Origin of the sequence: Pseudoalteromonas sp. S327 (genome assembly GCF_005886415.1) — a bacterium.
In the GTDB taxonomy this organism is placed as follows: domain Bacteria; phylum Pseudomonadota; class Gammaproteobacteria; order Enterobacterales; family Alteromonadaceae; genus Pseudoalteromonas; species Pseudoalteromonas atlantica.
In genome coordinates, this window is record NZ_PNDP01000008.1 from 57,837 (window position 1) to 76,019 (window position 18,183).

Below are 18,183 nucleotides of genomic sequence, written 5' to 3' on the forward strand. Positions count from 1 at the left end.
TAGTGCTCCATTTTTTAGTTGGCGTTTGCTCACAAACGCCATGCAGTTATTTAGTCTCGGTAAATTTTTGCTAAGTCTTGATAGTGATCAATTCTGCGGTCGCGTAAGTACGGCCATATACGTCTTACGTTTTCAGAGGCTTTTTGATCAAGTTCTACTACTAAAATTTGCTCATCAGTATTGTTCGCCTCTGAGAGCATTTCGCCTTGAGGCCCTGCAATAAACGAGTTACCCCAAAATTGTATACCTTCGCTTTGTCCGCTAGGGTCGTTTTCGTGCCCTACACGGTTACAGCTAATAACGGGTACGCCGTTCGCAACCGCATGCGCACGCTGGCTTATTACCCATGCGTCTTTTTGGCGTGTTTGCTCTGCGTTGTCATCACGTGGGTCCCAGCCAATTGCGGTTGGGTAAATTAATACCTCTGCGCCAGCCATGGCCATTAAACGGGCCGCTTCAGGGAACCATTGATCCCAGCATACTAAAACACCTAATTTACCTACTGAGGTTTGAATTGGCTCAAAGCCTAAATCGCCTGGGGTAAAGTAAAATTTTTCGTAAAAGCCAGGGTCATCAGGAATGTGCATTTTACGGTATTTACCCGCAATGGTGCCGTCTTTTTCAAGTACCACCGCGGTATTGTGATAAAGCCCAGTGGCACGTTTTTCAAACAGTGAAGCCACAATAACGATGCCGAGCTCTTTGGCAAGCTCGCCCAGTGTATTTGTGCTTGGACCCGGAATTGTTTCGGCTAAGTCAAATACATCCACATCTTCTGTTTGGCAAAAATACAGACTACGATGCAGCTCTTGCAAAACCACAAGCTGTGCGCCTTTTTTAGCAGCATCACGAATGCCAGCAATCGACTTTGCCATATTTTGGCAGGCGTTATCACTGTTAGTTTGTTGCACTAAGGCAACGGTTAATTTTGCAGGGCTTGTCATTGTGCTGCTCCAGCTAAAAATCCACGAGGTAATTGCATGGTAATGCAATGTAAACTACCAAATTGTTCAATAATAGGTAGGCAATTAACGCCAATAATAGTGTGCGCTGGGTATGCTTTTTGAACTTGCGCTAGCGCCAGTGCGTCGTTGTCATCGTTATACGTCGGGACTAAAACCGTATTATTGATAATCAAGTAGTTTGCGTACGTTGCCGGTAAACGGGTGTTGTCATCATCAAACACTGGTTTTGGCCACGGCAAATCAATTAACGTATATGGGGTATTATTTTGCGTTTTAAAGCTTTGCAGCTGCTTTTCCATCGCATCTAATGCGTTAAAGTGCTCATCTTCTTTAGCATCGCACTTAACATACACAAGTGTATTATTGGGGGCAAAGCGCACCAGTGTGTCGATATGGCTGTCGGTATCGTCACCGGCTAGGTAGCCATGATCTACCCATAAAAAGTCAGTTGCGCCTAAATGCGTTGTTAAAATTGACTCAATATCGCCTGATGATAAATTGGGGTTGCGATTTTTATTCAGTAAACATTCGCTGGTTGTAAGCAACACACCGTGTTCGTTAATTTCAATGCCGCCACCTTCAAGTACCACATTCAGGGCTTGGTAATCAGTGCTTGGATTACTTAGCTGGTTTACCAGTACTGCGTTAATTTTATTATCGAGGGAACTTTCGAATTTATTACCCCAGCCATTAAAGATAAAGTCGTAAATTTTAAGTTGGCGAGCGTCGTCAATATTCGCGCAGGTAATAGGGCCGTGATCCCGTGCCCAGGTATCGTTTGTTGGTGTAACAACAAAATGCACTTGGCTTAAGTTTATATTCGCTTTTGTTAGCAAGGCAGTAATGTGGCTTTTAAGCGCCGTGTTATGGGCAACAATAACAAGCTGCTGCACGGCTGTGATATGCGTTGCAAGCTCAACATAAACAGGCTCTACGCGTTCAAGCGTATCAGCCCAGTCGGTCTGTGCATGGGGCCAGGTAAGCATAACGGCGTCTTGCTCAGCCCATTCAGGTAAAAGTCTAAAGTTCATGAAGTTTTGATACAAATTACGGTGGCGCTAGTTTAGCATTTTACATGCATATGTCAGCTATTTATCGCTGCTAGAATCATCGTCAATTTGCTCGAGTTCTTGGCGTTTTTTTAGCTGGCGTGTTTGTGCATGTAAGCTGGCTCTGACAACTAATTCTTGGTCTGTGGTTCTTATTGCAGTAAACAGTAATGTGTATTGGTAATGTTCGCTGTCTTGTTTTTCAACGGCCACAACTTCTGTATAACAGTAAACGGCTGAGGCTTCGTGGTGCAAAAATAGCTTTGTTCTAAATGCTTGGCCTAATGCGTATACATCAGGCGAAGTAAAGCGAATACCGCCTCCGCCGTAGCTATCGCACTGTATGGCGTTATCTTGCGCTTGCTCTGAGGCTAAAATGTGGCTCATTATTAAATCGATTTTACGCGACTGTGCTTGTAAAAAAGCCGCCAGCTCTTGTGCTAAATCGCCTAGGTTTCTAAGGGGTCTTAAAGAGGCCTGTTCAAGCTCACTGACTTCGTTAGCTAGCTTAAATAGCGGAGGTATGTCGTCTTCAAGCGCGAGTTGAGATTGCGGCACTAACTGATTTTCTACAGCAAATAAGTTTACTCGAATGCTTTCATTTATTTGAAAGTATTCTTCAAATTCGCTTAATCTTTGACTGTTCATAATTATCTCCACTGCGTATTCATTAAATAGTAGCGTTGTGGGGAGTAAATTGCTAGCAGATAAAAATGCTAAATGGTTTGTTTATAAGCCAGTTTTTAAGAATGTTGATTAGGGCGTGTTGAACTTTGCGGATTGAAATTTGTTCAATCTAAGGGCGTTTAAATCGCGGCGTGAGGTTTGTAAACTAGTGGGCTCTATAACTGCTCCTGCGTTTCGCCTATTTATATGGAATAACTACACTTGATAGGCGCTGCCTTGCCTAAAAACCAACCACACTGCTGCAAATTCAACTATCAAAAATCAACACGCCCTAATAAAAAAGCGGTCAATGTCATCCTAACATCGGCCGCTTGGGTATTGATTAATTAGCGCTGGGAGTGCTTATTTAAGTAGAGCGGCTAATTCATGTAAATCTTTCACAACGTGGTCTGGTTTTTTTACCAGTGGGTAAAGTGTTTTACCTGGGCGGGCGATAAAGGTTGTTTGTAACCCGGCTTCTTTAGCACCTGCTACATCCCAACCGTGCGCCGCTACCATCATTGCTTCATTTGCTTTTACATTTAATTTTGTTAACACCCACTTATAGGCACGTAAGTCTGGTTTATAAATTTTAATATCTTCAATGCTGTAACGCGCATCAAAGAACGACATTAATCCAGCGCTCTCAAACTGGGCTTTAACCCCTTTGTTTGAAGAATTTGTCAGACTTACTAACTTATAGCCCTGTGCTTTGAGTTTTGCCAGTCCTTCTTTCACATCTTTGTGAGGAGGTAGGGTTAAAAGCGGGGTGACAATGGCTGTTTTTGCTTGTTCATTCGTAATAGCTATGTTGTTATTTTTGGCAACCATGCGCAGCGACGCAACGCCAATTTGACCAAAATCGTGGTAATTGCCACTTACGGTATCAACGAGTGAATGATGCAACATGGTCGAAAACCAAAGTGGTAATAAATCCTCACGCCCGCCAAGCGCTTTACCAATAGAGGTGCGCATGGAGGTTAAATCTAACAAGGTTTCGTTTACATCAAAAATAAGTACTTTAGGTTTCGCTTGTGCCTGTGGCTCCTCAGCCATAGCGTAGCCAGAGGCAAGGCTAGTACCAACAAGAAGTGATAGGGTAAGGGTTTTTAACGATTTTAAGATAGACATTAGTGTTGCTCCGATTCAAGGGCTGCCAATACATCAGTAGGCTCTGCGCGTAGGGTATAGTCTTCGTTTAAAAAGGCATACGTAATTATGCCTTTTTGGTTAATTACATAGGTTGCTGGTAAAGGTAATGTATAACTTTTATTACCGTAGTACTTTTCAAAATCAATACCAAACTGGCTATAAAGCGCCACAATACGCTCATCTAAAGTAAACAGTAAACCAAATTGCTCGGCTACCTTGTTATTAATATCTGAAAGCACATCAAATTCAAGGGCATTTTTTTGTGCGCTAGATAACGTCTCGTCTGGTAATTGTGGTGATATCGCAACTAACTGCGCATTGTGTGTTTTAAATTCGGGTAAGTGATCATTAAGTGCTTTTAGCTCTAAATTACAATATGGACACCAGTTACCACGGTAAAAGCTAATTATTACCGGGCCATTATTTAATAAATCAGCGAGCTCAACTTGCTCAGCGCTATGATTGTTTAAGCTGAAATTGCTTACTTTAGCGCCTACCTGTAGCGCATTATCTTTTATATGCTGAGCAATGAGCTCTTCATTTGTCTGCGCCATAAGGGCTAATACATCGCCAGGTAGCTTCGCTTCTTTTTGCACGTTATAGGCATCAATCTGTGATTTTAAACTCATTATTAAATCTCGAATATAACTGTATGGCGATTATGGGTGTTTTAGTTATTTAAATATATATTGCAAAACTGAAAGCTTCATTCGAAAATATTAAATACTAAAAACTGCCTAGCCAAATGTATGTATAATTTAAGTGACCTAGAAACATTTATTGCCGTCGTAGAAAATAAAGGGGTGCTTGCAGCTGCGCGTGAGCAACGTTTGTCGCCGGCAACAGTAAGCCACAGGCTAAGCAAGCTCGAGCGTGAGCTTTCAACCGTGTTAGTGTTTAGAGACAGCAGACGAGTGAGGTTATCGCCCGCCGGTGAGCTATTTTATCATCGCGTAGGGGCTATTATAGAAGCTTTGCACGATGCAGAGCACAGCATTGGCGCACGAAGCTCTTCAGTGAGCGGGTTATTACGTGTGACTATGCCACCGTGGGTTTTTTCAAAGTATGTTATGCCTAAGTTGACCGAGTTTGAAACCCAATACCCGCAACTAAAGCTCGACTTTTTAATTACTGATCATTTTGTCAATGTGGTCGATGATGCACAAGATGTGGCAATTAGAGTAGGGCAATTAACCGATTCTGGCCTGCTTTCTCGCAAAATTGTCAACAACTCCCGTATTTTATGTGCAGCGCCAAGTTATATAAAAAAGCATGGTATGCCTTGTACACTAAGCGAACTGAACTCGCACTATTGGGTGTGTTTACCCTGGCAAAGGCAGTTAAAACTGTATGATGAAAATAATAAAATACACACCTTTAATGCCAAAACGCGCTTTACTATTTCTAATTCCGATAACATGACGCAAGCAGCGCTTGCCGGACATGGCATAGCCATTAAATCTAAAATAGCGATTAACGATGAGCTAAGTGCCGGAAACTTAGTAGAGGTGATGCCCAATGTAATGGCCCAAAGCGACGCACCGGTGTGGTTTTTACGGCCTCAAAATAGCTTAACAACCCGTAAAACCGAGGTGTTTTATGAGTTTATGAAGTCTTTATTTGCCAGCTATGAATAAGCGGTAATACCCGCGCTTAATAATGAACAAGGTTACAAAGCCAATAAACTCAGCAAAAATAGCAATAATAATGGCGCAAACTAGCGCTGCTATTATGGAGTCTTTTTTTAACACTATTTGCCCTTCAAAGCGTTGCCATACTTGCTTTTTAATAGTGAGAAAGTCGCTGGTTAAAGTAAATAAATAGGGCGATTGGTTAAAGTTATTAACTGCCGCTTGTAAAGAGTGCTGGCGATTATTGAGGTTTTTAATATGGGTAGCCCCTTTACCAACAATATCATCACCAATATTTTCATAGTGGGCAATTAACTTGTTTAAATCGTTGTTAAAGTAGTTTTGAGCATCTTTTTTAAACGGGGCTAATGCGTTATTCGCTTCAATTAAATGTGCATCTAAAGCGTGCCCAAAGTCGCTTACAAAGGCCGGTATTTGTACCCCTAATAGTAAACCTGCTGCAAAAAAGCTGAGCCTTATGTAATCTAATAATTTACTCATTTGATCTCCTGTTTACTCAAAACCCACCTAAACAACGCTAAATTAACATTTGCGCTTGTTTTTATGCCAAAAACTCGTAATCTATCGGTAATAAAAATAACAATAGGCCTATGTTAAGGATGACTACCAAAGTAAATATGACATCAACGTTTGTTGATATCACTAAGCAGTTAAAACGCTTTGTGTCGCGTATTGTACAGCCCGATGACGTAGAAGACATTGTGCAAGAAACCTTTATTAAAAGCTACGAAGCTGATTTAAAACAAGATATTCAGTTTAGACGCAGTTACATGCTTAAAACTGCAAAGCACTTAGCGCTTAATCATATAGCCAAGTGGGATAACAAGTTTAATGACTCGTTAGAGCACGACGCAGAATTACCCCCGATGCTTAAATCCTCACAACTTGAGGATGAGTACACCTCAAAAGAGCGTTTTTTACTTTTTTGCAGAGCAACGGATCAACTAAATTCTTCTATCCGTAAATGTTTTATATTTAAAAAAGTGTACGGTATGAGCCAAAAAGAAATCGCCCAGCACATGCAATTAAGTGAAAGCACAGTAGAAAAACACATTGCCAAAGGTTTATTACAAACCATGTTATACATGAAAGAACATGAACAAAATCATAACCAATCTGCGGCACATAATTCTGCTTGTAATTCGGCTCTATCAATTGAGAGGGCAGCAAAATGAGTAATGTTCATCAATTTACATCAAAAGATTTAATTTTAGAAAAAGCCTGCCAATGGATCAGCGCAATTGATAGGGGCTTAAGCGAAATTGAAAAAGAGCAATTTAAGCTTTGGATGATGCAAAGCACCGCCCATCAAGATGCCGTCTACGAACTTGCGCAGCTATGGGATGAATTGTCCGTATTAAACGAGTTAAGCAGTTTATTTCCGCATAGAAGTGTAAAACAGCCCCAGAAAAAAAGATGGGCGTTTTCTAGTGCGATTGCCGCGAGCTTATTTGCAGCATTAATGGTGTGTAGTTACTTATTAATTAACCTTGAAAACGGCTACAACGAAGAGCTGGCTAAAATAAATTACACCAAAATATATACAACGAAGGTGGGCGAACAAGCCACGTATGTTTTACCCGACGGCACCATAGTGCAATTAAACACGAATAGCCTATTAGAGGTAGCTTATAGCAAAGGGCGTCGTCAGTTATTACTGAGCAAGGGTGAAGGGCGTTTTAATGTAGCAAAAGATGCATCGCGCCCATTTAGTGTGATGGCTGGCGATAAGAGCTTTACGGCACTTGGTACTGTATTTAATGTACAACGCAATACCTCTTCTGATTTAGAGCTGGTTGTAACCGAAGGTAAAGTGATGATCACCGACCCAAGTGTTGCTGTAAGTGCCAACGATTTTAAAGACTACCAACTGGCTGATAATAACGCTAAAAAAGTACGTAAAATCAATGCCAATATTGTTATCTCTGGTGAAAAAGCAATTATAGAGCAAAGTATTACTAAACCTATCACGCAGCTTTCTATGGATGACGTACAGCGTGATTTAGCGTGGCAAAATGGCATGTTAATTTTTAATGGTGAGCATTTAAGCGATGCATTAAATGAAGTGAGCCGTTACACCTCTACGCGTTTTGAGCTTTCAAGCGATGAGCTTGCCAATATAAAAGTGGCGGGTGTTTTTAAAGCTGGCGATGTTGAGGGGCTACTTGAGAGTTTACAGACTAACTTTGCAATTGAGCATGAGCGTTTAGGTGAACATATGGTGAGCCTAACACAGCAAACTAAATCATAAGAAATGTTATGCATATCAAACAAATGTTAGGTGAAGTTGCATCTTTAAATGTTATTAGTAAAAAAAAGTTTAAAAAAAAGATAAAAAACTATAGAGGAATTTTGTTTGTCAGCTGTTTATATAAATTGCGCAGTAACCAAACGCATTTATTTAGTGGTTTAAGTGTACTTGCTCCGGCTATTTTTAGCTTGAGTGTGCAAGGGGCAACACAGACCACTGGGCAAATGGTGCAATTTGATATACAAGCGCAGCGAGCAGACAAAGCCTTAATAGAATTTGCTAAACAAACAGAGCAAACCGTGGTGTTTTCTTATGAGTTGGCAAAAAATTACCAAGCAAATTCGGTTTATGGTTTTTATACCCAATTAGATGCACTGCAAGCATTATTAAGTGGGACTGAGCTCGATGCGGTTGTTGATCAAAATGGTTTACTGAGTATAAAACTCAAACAAATCAATAGGAAAGATAACAACATGATGAAGCTTTCAGGGGTTAGTGCAGCTGTATTACCAGCATTGCTTGCAGCAAATTCACACGGTGTGAATGCAGCAGAGGATGTTGCACAAGAGAAAATAGAAAAAATTGCTATTGTAGGTAGCCGCGTAGCAGGGCGCTCAGTAGAAGATTTACCCGTACCCGTTGATATTTTAAGTGCTGAAGCACTTGAAAACACAGGCCAAACCGAAGTTGGCCGTATGTTGCAATCTATTGCACCTTCATTTAACTTTTCAAGCTCGTCAATCAGTGACGGCACTGATGCCTTACGACCTGCAACACTGCGTGGTTTAGGGCCTGACCAAACACTTGTGCTTATTAATGGTAAGCGCCGCCACCAGGCAAGTATTATTCATATCAATACCTCAGTAGGGCGTGGTACCGCAGGTACCGATATGAATGCTATTCCAGCCTCAGCTATTAAACGTATAGAAGTTTTACGAGACGGCGCAGCAGCGCAATACGGCTCAGATGCAATTGCCGGTGTAATTAATATTGTACTAAAAGATGGCAGCGAAGGCGGCAAAGCAGCGGTTAATTACGGCCAATACTCAGAGGGTGATGGCGAAACAGTAAACGTTGATTTTAATAAAGGGTTTGCCCTAGGTGATAGCGGCTACTTAAATGCAACACTTAATTACCGCGACCGCTCGCCTACTAACCGCGCAGGTTTGCACGGCTCGTGTCAGTTTTATGGCTGTACAGAGCTTAGCGACGGTACTTTACTGGCAGGCGATCCGCGTGAATTGACCGCCGACAGAGACACTTTTCGTATTGGCGATGCCGACTCTCAGCAATTTGGCTTAACCGTTAATACAGGGTATGAGTTAGGTGATGGTGAGCTGTATGGCTTTATTACTTATTCAACGCGCGATAACGAATCAGCCGCGTTTTTCCGTCATAATGCAAATGCGGGCGGTAACCCTGTTTTACAAGACAACGACGCAACTATCCCATTAGGCTTTTTACCTAAAATCAATACCACAATTGATGATATTTCTTACAACTTTGGTTACAAAACCGACTTTGATAACGATGCAAGTTTAGATGTATCGTACACCTACGGTGAAAACAGCATTGATTACACAACAAGTGACACAATCAATGCCTCGTACGCTAACTTTTTACGTTACGAGCAAGGTTTAAGTGCCGCAGATATTCGCAGTACTATTCCACGTGAAGCCTATGCCTATGGCATGGAGTTATCACTGCAAACCATTAATATAGATTTTACACAAAACTTTGATGACTACTCATTGGCTATGGGTGCAGAAATTCGTACCGATGAATACCGTATTTTAGAGGGAAGCGAATATGCTTATCGTGATTACGACACCCTTGATGGGGTAAGTATTTATAGTGGTTTAAGTGGCGGTGTAGGCTCTGAAGATGCCTCTGGCGGCACGCAAGGTTTTGGTGGTTCTTCGCCGGCATCATCGGTTGATGAGTCACGCGATGTAATTTCGTTTTACCTTGATGCAGAAACCTACCTAATTGAAGATGTCATTTTATCAGGCGCACTGCGTTACGATAATTACAAAGGTTTTGGCGACACGGTAAACTTTAAGCTTGCGGGTAACTGGGCAATTACTGATGATGTGTCACTGCGTGGTGCATTAAGCTCAGGCTTTAGAGCGCCATCAATGCAGCAATTGTATTTTAACAATATCAGCACACAATTTGTTGTGGCTGAAGACGGCTCATTAGTTGCTGAAGAAGTAGGTACATTCAGAAACGATTCAACCCTTGCGCAAAGTTTAGGTATTCCAAAGCTTAAAGAAGAAAAATCGCAAAACCGCAGCTTAGGTATTGTCTACAACGTAACGGATAACATTAATGTTACTGTGGATTACTACTCAATTGATATTGACGACCGCATAGTAATTAGTAATCGTTTAGGCAAAGGGCTTTCTTCAAGCCTAGATGCTGCATTAATCAGCTCAGGCGCAGGTGCAGGGCAGTTTTTCTTAAATGGTGCAGATACCGAAACTTCGGGTATTGATTTTGTAGCTACTTGGAATACCGAGGGGTTAGGTGGCACGCTTGATTTTACTTTAGCAGCTAACTTTACTGAAACTGAGGTGGTATCGTTATTTACGCCATCGGGCTCAGGGCTTGAAACCGTACCGGTTGAAGATGTTTTCTCTGATCAAGAAATTTCAATTATTGAAGAGTGGCAACCAGAAGATCGCATCAACTTAAGTGCGCTTTACCAGCGTGGTGATTGGACTGTAAACCTTTCACTCAACCGCTTTGGTGAATACACAGTAGAAGATGGCGGACGCCAAACCTACGGTGCAGAAATTTTAACTGACGTTAAAGTTAATTACTTCGTGACTGAAGATTTATCTGTAAATATTGGTGCAAATAACTTATTTGACGTGTACCCAGATAAAAACACCATTGGTAACTCACGCTCGGGCACAATTGTAGATTCAAATGGCAATACGATTGTAAGCAGCGATGGGGTATTTGAATACTCTCGCCGTTCAGCGCCATTTGGCTTTAATGGTGCTTATTACTATGTAGGCGCAGAATACCGTTTTTAATAAATAACACTCCCTTATGTTATTTAAGTTCAAAGGGCCGTAAGGCCCTTTTTTTGTATTTAGCCTTTTTAGCATTTATTTGTAAACCGCGATTTTATTGTGTTGCGCCTTACCTCAGCGTTAAATTATACCTATTCGCTTAATTAAACATTATTACGGATTGGTATACCCCCTGTATGGCTTTGATAATACTAAATGTGGCATTTTGGACTTGGCTATACATAGCAGGGTTTAAACCGGACGTTGCAATTATTGGCTTATAGTCTTAAAACCTCGTAATAATAAAAAACCCAGCGGCTAGGCTGGGTTTTAAATATATGCAATTGAAAATTAATGCTTTTGCATACGGCTCATTTCGGTGTGGCAGCTTTGCATCGTTAGCAAGGTTTTCGCTAAGGCTGCTTCACAGTCGGCTGGCTGTGGTTTATCCATCGCTGCTTTAATTTCTTCAAGGGTTTTATCTTCTACCTCTTCAAGTTCTTTAACGTATGTTTTATCGTTATGAGAACTAAACGAAGTGAGTAGGGCTGTGTAAGCTCTGCGTGCTTCTACAGCAAAAGAAGAGCCGTCTTCACGCTCACCTTTTTCGTTAACTGCATAAGGTTGTAAGCGCTCAACACTAACTTTTCGTGCGTCAATCATGCGTTGAAATAATGCGCCAATGGCTGGGTCTTCAACTTTCTCTTGCGCTTTTTGATAAAAATCAATGCCACTGTTCATTACTTGGATGATGTCAGTAATATGAGTTGCTTCTGTTCCTTGATGGGTATTCATAATGACCTCTCTTTACATGAATTTAAGTTTCATAGTAAAGAGAGCAAAGGCCATTCCAGTTTTATTTTAATTTTTAACATGCTGAAATAGTTAGCTATTTTGTTTATATTCAAACTGCAAGGCTATTTAAAATAAAATAACCTCGCAAATTTTACATGGCTTTTGTAATAAGGTTATTTAAGCTCATCCGCCACTTCGGCTACTTTTTGGCGTAACCATATATGACTTGCATCGCGATGCAGTAAAGGGCTCCAAATCATATCTAGTTCAAAAGGCGGTATAGGAAATGGAGGCTCTAAAATTTTAAGGCCTGCATCATCTAAGTAAATATTGGCAGCCTTTGAAGGTAAGGTCGCCACTAAATTTTGCTCTTTTGCTAAATGAATGGCTACGTGGTAATTACGGGTAAACGTAGCAATATTTCGGTGTTTACCAAAATGGGCAAGTGCTTCATCTACCCAACCTAGCTTTTGTACATCTTTAGGGTCCATACCTACGCCGACCCCAAAGCCGGTTTTACTTACCCATATATGGCGGGCTTTTAAATAGCTGTCTAGGCTAAAGTTTTCGATAATTGGGTTGTCGGCTTTTACTAAGCAGCAAAAGCTGTCTTTCCATATGCGTTTATGATGAAAAGATTGCGGAAGGTTTTCAAAGCGGTTAATAGCCATATCCACTTTACCATTTTCAACATCATGAAACGTTACATCACTAGGCGTAAGTATATCTAAGGTTGTATCGGGCGCTTCTTCATGAAGTTTACTTAAAAGCTTTGGCGCTAATGTACTGGCTGCATAGTCACTGGCCATTATTCTAAATACACGTTTACTTTGGCTGGCTTCAAATTCGCGATTAGGTGCGAGAGTTTCTTCTAGCGTCATTAATATACCGCGAATAACCGGTTGCAGCTCTATAGCACGCTCTGTGGGGACCATACCTTCACTGGTACGTACCAAAATTGGATCGTTAAACAAGTTTCTTAAACGCTTAAGGCCGTTACTCATAGCTGGTTGAGTAATACTTAACTGGTTAGCGGCGCGGGTTACGTTACACTCACGTAATAGGGTGTCGAGGTAAACCAGCAAATTTAAATCTATTTTACTTATGTTCATTGTGTGTCCTTTAACGCTTACCAGTGATGAATAAAGCGTTGTGCTGTCGGGTATGGGTATATGTGACTAACATGACCCTTTTTTATATTTTGCTGAGCTTGCTTCCAAAAACTAACATCAACAAGCTCGGGGTGTGTACTGAGCAAAAACTGTTTGTACTTTGGGTTTGGCATAACAAAGGTACAAAGTTGCTCAGGAAAAACATCTTGCGGCGCAACTGAGTAACTTTGTTCATCAGTTAAGTAATCATCATAGCTTTTGGCCTTAGGTAACGCCCTAAAGTTCATATCTGTTAGGTATTGAACCTCATCGTAGTCGTAAAAAATAATGCGCTTGTGTTTGCTTACCCCAAAGTTTTTAAGCAGCATATCGCCTGGGAATATATTTACCGCAATCATTTCTTTAAGTGCTTGGCCGTACTCTTCTATTGCATCGGCAGCACTTTCTTCGCTGGCGTTTTCTAAAAATAAATTAAGCGGTGTCATGCGCCTTTCAATATATAAATGCTTGATAATAAGCCACGGGCCTTCAATTACCATAGATGAGTCAATGGTTTTATGTAGCTGCGCCAGTAAATTACTATCAAAGCGTGCCAAAGGAAATACGACATTAGAGTATTCTATGGTATCGGCCATGCGGCCAACCCGATCATGGCTTTTTACCAGTTGATAGCGTTTAAGCACGGTATCACGGCCAAACGGTTTACTTTCGCCAAACTTATCTTTAATTACTTTAAATACATAGCCAAAAGAGGGCAGTGTAAATACCATCATCACCATACCTGGTGTGCCTGGCGCTATAATAAAGTTATCGTCTGAGTGAGACAAGTGATGTAAAAATTCACGGTAAAACTCAGTCTTACCTTGTTTATGAAACCCAATGGCATTATAAAGCTCAGCGAGTGTTTTATTAGGCATAAGTTGATTTAAGAAACGCACCATAGCTGAGGGCGCATGGGTTTCAACCATAAAATAAGCCCGTGCAAAGCCAAAAATAACCCGCATTTGCGATGATTTGGTTAATAGCGCATCGAGGTATAAGCCTTTATCTTCATGGTGCAGTACCGCAATAATAAAAGGCTGCACACCGCTTTGAGAGACCACACGGCCGACTATGTAAGCAGCTTTATTACGATAAAAAGGCGCGTGCAAAATATCAAAGCGCATTTGCCAAGGCTGGTGGTGTGTGTCGGGCGCTTGTTTGTAAAATGCCTTTACGAGCAAACGTATATCCCGCTCTAAATTTACAAACGGGGCTTTAAAATCAAAATGCTCAATAATGCGCTTTATTGTGGGCTTTAAACCATCAACCACTGGAAAGTAGCTGCGGTACTCTGCCTCAACAGGAATGGCTGGGGCATCTTTTAATGTGGCTTGTACAAATATAAAGTCGTTATGAAAATAGCGTCTGTGGTACAAACGGCAAAATACTGAGTTATAAAATGTTTCGGCAAGTTCAGCTTGAGGATGAAAGCATAAAAAGCGTTGGTACAGTATTTTTACCTCAAGCCAAAGCTGCTCATTTAATTGCTCAGTTAACTGTGCTTGTTTTAATGCTTTAGTGGTTTCGTTTACTCTGTCATCGTAGTAACTAATACGCAGTTTACTAATTTCATTAATTTGCTGCCAATCGCGCTTTGCAAAGGCAAGCGGGGCTTGGGCGGTGGTTTTTTGAAACAGCTGATAATGCTTTTTAAAACCCGTTAAAATTAATTCAGCTATGTGGCGTGGCTGCATAAACACTCCTTAAAAAAGTGTATATAACGATTTTAGTACAGCATTTATAAATGTTAGTGGTGCTGTAGTGTTATACACGTTAGAGTTTTAACTCTATAGTTGTTAAGGTTATGTTATTTTAAGTTTAAAACCAAGATAAATATTCTCAGTTTTTATACTTTTAGCTTAAAGCATAATTGAGTGTGATGGCAAAAGCCATGCTATTGGTAGGAGGCTATTTTTTTCTCTAATTTTTTAATACGCTTTTCAATTTCGGTGGTTTGCTTTTTATGATCTTTATTTATTATTTTTAATTGCTTGGTAATATCTTTGCTAATTAACTTTTTGTCCTCGTCATCTAAAATACGGTTGAGGCGCTGTTGTTGGTTGTATTCTGCGCGGTCTTTTTTACGTTTTATAATCGCTAATTTATTAGTATTACTTCTCAGCTCAGCTTGCAGGTCAAGCACAATCCGTTCGCGCTCTAATGCATTTAGCTCTTTTGTGTAATCTTGCGCCGGTGCAGTATTAATTCCCGATACAGTATTAATTGTGTAGGCGGTAGCGTTATCGTTACAAGGGAATTGCGAAAAGATAGTGCCGTTTTTTGTCACGCATTTATAGTAAGTTGTGGCATTTTGCGCTTGAAGAGAAAGTGGGCATACCATTACTGCGCATAAAAAAAGTGTGTGTTTTTGCATTAATTTCATCCCTGAGCGTTTACTATTATTTAGTAAATATAACCTAGCTTGGTGTTATAGCAAGCTAGGTTAAGGGATAGGGCTATTGTGTGTAGGTTTTTAGCTTTTTAATACTTTGTACTAAAAACGGGATATCGAGGCTTTGCTCAATAGAAAAACCTTCAGCGGCAGATATATTTTTATAGTTACCGTCTGAATCTATTAGCGTAATTCTATCTTTTTTGTAAGCAATAACTACGCCTTGTGAGTAATTAACGCCAGTGTCCGTTTTTTTCTTATACAGGTTTTCACCTAGCATGGTTTGTTTAACCACAGACTTACAGTTTAAGTATTGGCCTACACTGGTTGCAATAATATCACTGGGTTGAATAAGTCCATCTACCTTGGCTATTCGCTTATCTGAACTGTATAACACCGATGATGTAACTACTTCCGAGCTATTATTAGCTAAGCTAAACGCAAAAATATGGGTGTCGTCACTGCGAGGAGACGGATTTTCTTCACCTTTAATGATTTTAATTGCACTGTTTGAATGCGCTTGATCGTTTATAAAGCTTAGCTTTTCAATTCCAGCAAGCTCTATGCTTCTGCGCTGACTTTGCCACGCGGGCAAGGTTTGCTCTGATAAAATAGCCATTTTATAAAAAGAAGGTAAGCCATACACTAAACTAAACAAGCTATCGCCATGGTGTGTTGGCTGTAAAAACTGATCAGTTTTATGTAGGTTTTTATGCTTGGCAACAAAGCGTTTTAACTGCTCGTTGGTATCAAATACAAAAATATCGACTTGCTGCGCAGTGTAATCTTCACATTTTTGCATTGGCGCAGGTATTTGGTAATTAATATTTTGGTTATTAATTCTTACATTGTGAGCTTGTTTATAGCTTTCAATGTCGAGCAAATCATTTTTTGCTAATAAACTTTTAGCGGTCGTAGGGTACGACAGCGGTAAAACGTTATCTTGCTTCGTTATATCAAACTTTAAATTTGCATCTGCCCAAATGTGAATACTGTGGCTAAGTGCAAAACATAATACTAAAAACGAGCTGGCAAAACGGGCAAACTTAAGTTGTTTTAAACGCGCTAAGTGTTGCCAAGTATAGTTACTTACAACTAACTGGAAGCCTAAAATGAGTAAAACAATCCCCCCAGCTAGCAATGTAGTAAGGGCAGGCGAGCTAGTTAGACGATGCCACAGTAAGGAAATGATTTCCGGTAGCGCAGAAGAGCTTAAATGATAGCCCAAATTAACGTATACATACGCATCAAGCGTTAAAATAGACGCCCCAAGCGTAGCAATAACGGCAGCCATACCTCGAATATGTCGAGGGTAGGGAAACACTAAGCTTAAAGGAAATACCGTCAGCACAAATGCTAAAAAAGCGATAAAGCTCGTATGGCTTAACCACGTCACTAACATATAGGTAATACCCATAAAGCTAGTTGGCGGTGAATCTGCAAATAAAAAGCTTAGGCTAATAAAAAGCGCTAAACCAATATTTGCAAAAGTGAACCAGTGGCCCCAACTTAATAACTGACTCGCTTTTGACGAAAACTGATTGTGCTGCGATAAATTCATATAATTTATTTAACCGACTGAGCAAGTGCTTTTGCAAAGTTCTCAGTTACGGCTTGTCTTTTCCCTGCAGGTACATGCTCTTTTAGGATATGCGTGATAGAATTTCCTAAACACATAAGGCTTAAATCAACCGGCGCATTGTGTTGCGTTAGCACATCAATGAGCTGATCGACGATTTGTTCTACTTCTTCATTAGAGTATTTTGATAAGATTGGCATCAGTTGGTTCAATAAAAGAGTTATATTCTCGTATTTTAACACCAGAGGCGTGAAAAACAAAGATGACAACAGACGTTAAAAAATTAGTCGTTCATTATGTAGACAAAAAAGACGACGATACGCAAATTCACCTACGAAACGATGAAATGGTGATAAACGATAAAGTCGCTGTTTTTATCGAACAACTTCATCATGCATACAACTCAAAGCCAGGTAAAGGTTACTGTGCATTTAGTGGCGATAAAAACAGTGTTGTAGCCTCAGCAATGCAAAGCTATCGTAATGACGAGTTAGGCTTTTGGCACATGACCGAGCAGGCATCTACTGTTTTAAAAGAAGAGTTAGATAAATATGCCTTTAGCGAAACAGGCTACTTAGTATTTTGTCATTATCAGTATGTGGCTACTGATTACATGCTAATAGCTATGATCAATATTAAAGAGCACTACAGCATGACCTCTGAGCTTGATTTAGCAGCGTCGCGCCACTTAGACATATCGCGCATGCAACTAGCTGCACGTATCGATTTAACCGCGTGGGATACTCAAGCTGAGGACAATCGCTATATCTCTTTTATTAAAGGGCGAGCAGGTCGAAAAGTAGCAGACTTTTTCTTAGATTTTTTAGGTTGTGAAGAGGGCATAGACCCTAAACAACAAAGCCAAGTGATGCTTAATGCCGTTGAAGATTATTTATCGGAGCAATCATTCGATAAATCAGAAAAAGACGAATTACGTAAGCAAGTATTTGATTACTGTAACGATTGTGTGACCACGGGTGAAGATGCAAGCGTTACTGAGCTTTCGGCTACCCTAACCAAAGGTGACGACAGTCCGTTTGATAACTTTTGCAAAGAACAAAGTTACGATTTAGAAGACTCTTTTCCGGTCGATAAAAAAACGGTGACCAGTATGGTTAAGTTTTCGGGTTTAGGGGGCGGTGTTAGTGTTAGTTTTGAGCGTAAACATTTAGGTGAGCGCGTAACTTACAATGAAGCGACCGATACACTGGTCATTAAAGGCATTCCACCAAACTTAAAAGATCAGTTACAGCGCTTTATGGAAAATGAAAGTGAGTAAACTCATTTGATCTAGTTAAAAGCCGATTTAAGAGCGCGATATTTATATCGCGCTTTTTTATTACCTTTAATTTAGTTTTATTAATGCTCTAAAGCGCAGCACCTCTAAATCTCTTCGAGGATAAATCCTTTATTACAGGCTTTGCCCGTCACGCCAACAAGTTGTGCGTCCAGAAGTAAAATAGCCACGATGCTAAATTTAGGCTGTAGATACCATCTCTCATTTT

At 40.4% G+C, this 18,183-nt stretch carries 17 protein-coding genes; 5 read left to right on the forward strand and 12 right to left on the reverse strand.

Annotated features, from left to right (window positions below):
- Positions 1–50: 50 nt before the first annotated feature.
- From CWB60_RS03725 to CWB60_RS03745, 5 genes are all read right to left on the reverse strand, one after another.
- Positions 51–944 (reverse strand): carbon-nitrogen hydrolase, encoded by an 894-nt coding sequence (locus CWB60_RS03725; RefSeq protein ID WP_138579720.1) that lies wholly within the window; start codon positions 942–944, stop codon positions 51–53.
- The gene (locus CWB60_RS03730) at positions 941–1,996 is read right to left on the reverse strand and encodes an agmatine deiminase family protein (protein ID WP_138579721.1); all 1,056 of its coding nucleotides are present in this window, start codon (positions 1,994–1,996) and stop codon (positions 941–943) included. The genes CWB60_RS03725 and CWB60_RS03730 overlap by 4 nt, the downstream gene beginning before the upstream one ends.
- Positions 1,997–2,053: 57 nt before the next feature.
- Positions 2,054–2,662: a PilZ domain-containing protein gene (locus tag CWB60_RS03735; protein ID WP_138579722.1), complete on the reverse strand. Its 609-nt coding sequence runs from the start codon at positions 2,660–2,662 to the stop codon at positions 2,054–2,056.
- Between the two features lie 381 nt (positions 2,663–3,043).
- Positions 3,044–3,811: a haloacid dehalogenase type II gene (locus tag CWB60_RS03740; RefSeq protein WP_138579723.1), complete on the reverse strand. Its 768-nt coding sequence runs from the start codon at positions 3,809–3,811 to the stop codon at positions 3,044–3,046.
- A complete protein-coding gene (locus tag CWB60_RS03745) occupies positions 3,811–4,461 on the reverse strand; it encodes a peroxiredoxin-like family protein (protein ID WP_064386474.1) in 651 nt (216 codons plus the stop codon). Before CWB60_RS03745 ends, CWB60_RS03740 begins: the two co-directional genes overlap by 1 nt.
- 120 nt (positions 4,462–4,581) lie before the next feature.
- Here CWB60_RS03745 and CWB60_RS03750 point away from each other — a divergent pair, with 120 nt between their 5' ends.
- Positions 4,582–5,469: a LysR family transcriptional regulator gene (locus CWB60_RS03750; RefSeq protein WP_138579724.1), complete on the forward strand. Its 888-nt coding sequence runs from the start codon at positions 4,582–4,584 to the stop codon at positions 5,467–5,469.
- Here CWB60_RS03750 and CWB60_RS03755 read toward each other — a convergent pair.
- The gene (locus CWB60_RS03755; protein WP_096739772.1) at positions 5,449–5,964 is read right to left on the reverse strand and encodes a DUF2937 family protein; all 516 of its coding nucleotides are present in this window, start codon (positions 5,962–5,964) and stop codon (positions 5,449–5,451) included. The two genes, CWB60_RS03750 and CWB60_RS03755, sit on opposite strands and share 21 nt — an antisense overlap.
- 119 nt (positions 5,965–6,083) lie before the next feature.
- On the opposite strand from CWB60_RS03755, the gene CWB60_RS03760 reads away from it, so the two are divergent.
- Genes CWB60_RS03760 through CWB60_RS03770 form a run of 3 tightly spaced genes read left to right on the forward strand, consistent with a single transcriptional unit; the run spans position 6,084 to position 10,779 of the window.
- Positions 6,084–6,659 carry an RNA polymerase sigma factor gene (locus CWB60_RS03760; protein ID WP_138579725.1) on the forward strand — a complete coding sequence of 192 codons (576 nt, stop codon included), beginning with the start codon at positions 6,084–6,086 and terminating at the stop codon, positions 6,657–6,659.
- Entirely contained in the window at positions 6,656–7,735 is a 1,080-nt protein-coding gene (locus CWB60_RS03765) for a FecR family protein (RefSeq protein WP_054982353.1), read from the forward strand. Before CWB60_RS03760 ends, CWB60_RS03765 begins: the two co-directional genes overlap by 4 nt.
- A gap of 8 nt (positions 7,736–7,743) precedes the next feature.
- The gene (locus tag CWB60_RS03770; RefSeq protein WP_054982354.1) at positions 7,744–10,779 is read left to right on the forward strand and encodes a TonB-dependent receptor plug domain-containing protein; all 3,036 of its coding nucleotides are present in this window, start codon (positions 7,744–7,746) and stop codon (positions 10,777–10,779) included.
- A gap of 330 nt (positions 10,780–11,109) precedes the next feature.
- On the opposite strand, the gene CWB60_RS03775 is transcribed toward CWB60_RS03770, so the two are convergent.
- From CWB60_RS03775 to CWB60_RS03800, 6 genes are all read right to left on the reverse strand, one after another.
- Positions 11,110–11,553, reverse strand: a complete 444-nt coding sequence (locus CWB60_RS03775) for a ferritin-like domain-containing protein (protein ID WP_004588918.1) — start codon at positions 11,551–11,553, stop codon at positions 11,110–11,112.
- A gap of 173 nt (positions 11,554–11,726) precedes the next feature.
- Positions 11,727–12,665, reverse strand: a complete 939-nt coding sequence (locus CWB60_RS03780; RefSeq protein WP_024032602.1) for a LysR family transcriptional regulator — start codon at positions 12,663–12,665, stop codon at positions 11,727–11,729.
- 17 nt (positions 12,666–12,682) lie between these two features.
- Positions 12,683–14,401, reverse strand: coding sequence for a bifunctional isocitrate dehydrogenase kinase/phosphatase (gene aceK / locus CWB60_RS03785; protein WP_138579726.1), 1,719 nt, complete (start codon positions 14,399–14,401; stop codon positions 12,683–12,685).
- A 200-nt stretch (positions 14,402–14,601) separates the two neighbouring features.
- On the reverse strand, positions 14,602–15,081 hold the full coding sequence (locus tag CWB60_RS03790; protein ID WP_004588921.1) for a hypothetical protein: 480 nt from the start codon (positions 15,079–15,081) through the stop codon (positions 14,602–14,604).
- 82 nt (positions 15,082–15,163) lie between these two features.
- On the reverse strand, positions 15,164–16,660 hold the full coding sequence (locus tag CWB60_RS03795; RefSeq protein ID WP_138579727.1) for a DUF3413 domain-containing protein: 1,497 nt from the start codon (positions 16,658–16,660) through the stop codon (positions 15,164–15,166).
- 5 nt (positions 16,661–16,665) lie between these two features.
- Positions 16,666–16,878 (reverse strand): YejL family protein, encoded by a 213-nt coding sequence (locus tag CWB60_RS03800; RefSeq protein ID WP_004588923.1) that lies wholly within the window; start codon positions 16,876–16,878, stop codon positions 16,666–16,668.
- Between the two features lie 62 nt (positions 16,879–16,940).
- Here CWB60_RS03800 and yejK point away from each other — a divergent pair, with 62 nt between their 5' ends.
- The gene (gene yejK, locus CWB60_RS03805) at positions 16,941–17,957 is read left to right on the forward strand and encodes a nucleoid-associated protein YejK (protein ID WP_004588924.1); all 1,017 of its coding nucleotides are present in this window, start codon (positions 16,941–16,943) and stop codon (positions 17,955–17,957) included.
- Positions 17,958–18,183: the final 226 nt, after the last annotated feature.

Coding starts and splice junctions, on each gene's coding strand:
- CWB60_RS03725 (WP_138579720.1), bottom strand. CDS start 944: ATGACAAGCCCTGCAAAATTAACCGTTGCCTTAGTGCAACAAACTAAC.
- CWB60_RS03730 (WP_138579721.1), bottom strand. CDS start 1,996: ATGAACTTTAGACTTTTACCTGAATGGGCTGAGCAAGACGCCGTTATG.
- CWB60_RS03735 (WP_138579722.1), bottom strand. CDS start 2,662: ATGAACAGTCAAAGATTAAGCGAATTTGAAGAATACTTTCAAATAAAT.
- CWB60_RS03740 (WP_138579723.1), bottom strand. CDS start 3,811: ATGTCTATCTTAAAATCGTTAAAAACCCTTACCCTATCACTTCTTGTT.
- CWB60_RS03745 (WP_064386474.1), bottom strand. CDS start 4,461: ATGAGTTTAAAATCACAGATTGATGCCTATAACGTGCAAAAAGAAGCG.
- CWB60_RS03750 (WP_138579724.1), top strand. CDS start 4,582: ATGTATAATTTAAGTGACCTAGAAACATTTATTGCCGTCGTAGAAAAT.
- CWB60_RS03755 (WP_096739772.1), bottom strand. CDS start 5,964: ATGAGTAAATTATTAGATTACATAAGGCTCAGCTTTTTTGCAGCAGGT.
- CWB60_RS03760 (WP_138579725.1), top strand. CDS start 6,084: ATGACTACCAAAGTAAATATGACATCAACGTTTGTTGATATCACTAAG.
- CWB60_RS03765 (WP_054982353.1), top strand. CDS start 6,656: ATGAGTAATGTTCATCAATTTACATCAAAAGATTTAATTTTAGAAAAA.
- CWB60_RS03770 (WP_054982354.1), top strand. CDS start 7,744: ATGCATATCAAACAAATGTTAGGTGAAGTTGCATCTTTAAATGTTATT.
- CWB60_RS03775 (WP_004588918.1), bottom strand. CDS start 11,553: ATGAATACCCATCAAGGAACAGAAGCAACTCATATTACTGACATCATC.
- CWB60_RS03780 (WP_024032602.1), bottom strand. CDS start 12,665: ATGAACATAAGTAAAATAGATTTAAATTTGCTGGTTTACCTCGACACC.
- aceK (WP_138579726.1), bottom strand. CDS start 14,401: ATGCAGCCACGCCACATAGCTGAATTAATTTTAACGGGTTTTAAAAAG.
- CWB60_RS03790 (WP_004588921.1), bottom strand. CDS start 15,081: ATGCAAAAACACACACTTTTTTTATGCGCAGTAATGGTATGCCCACTT.
- CWB60_RS03795 (WP_138579727.1), bottom strand. CDS start 16,660: ATGAATTTATCGCAGCACAATCAGTTTTCGTCAAAAGCGAGTCAGTTA.
- CWB60_RS03800 (WP_004588923.1), bottom strand. CDS start 16,878: ATGCCAATCTTATCAAAATACTCTAATGAAGAAGTAGAACAAATCGTC.
- yejK (WP_004588924.1), top strand. CDS start 16,941: ATGACAACAGACGTTAAAAAATTAGTCGTTCATTATGTAGACAAAAAA.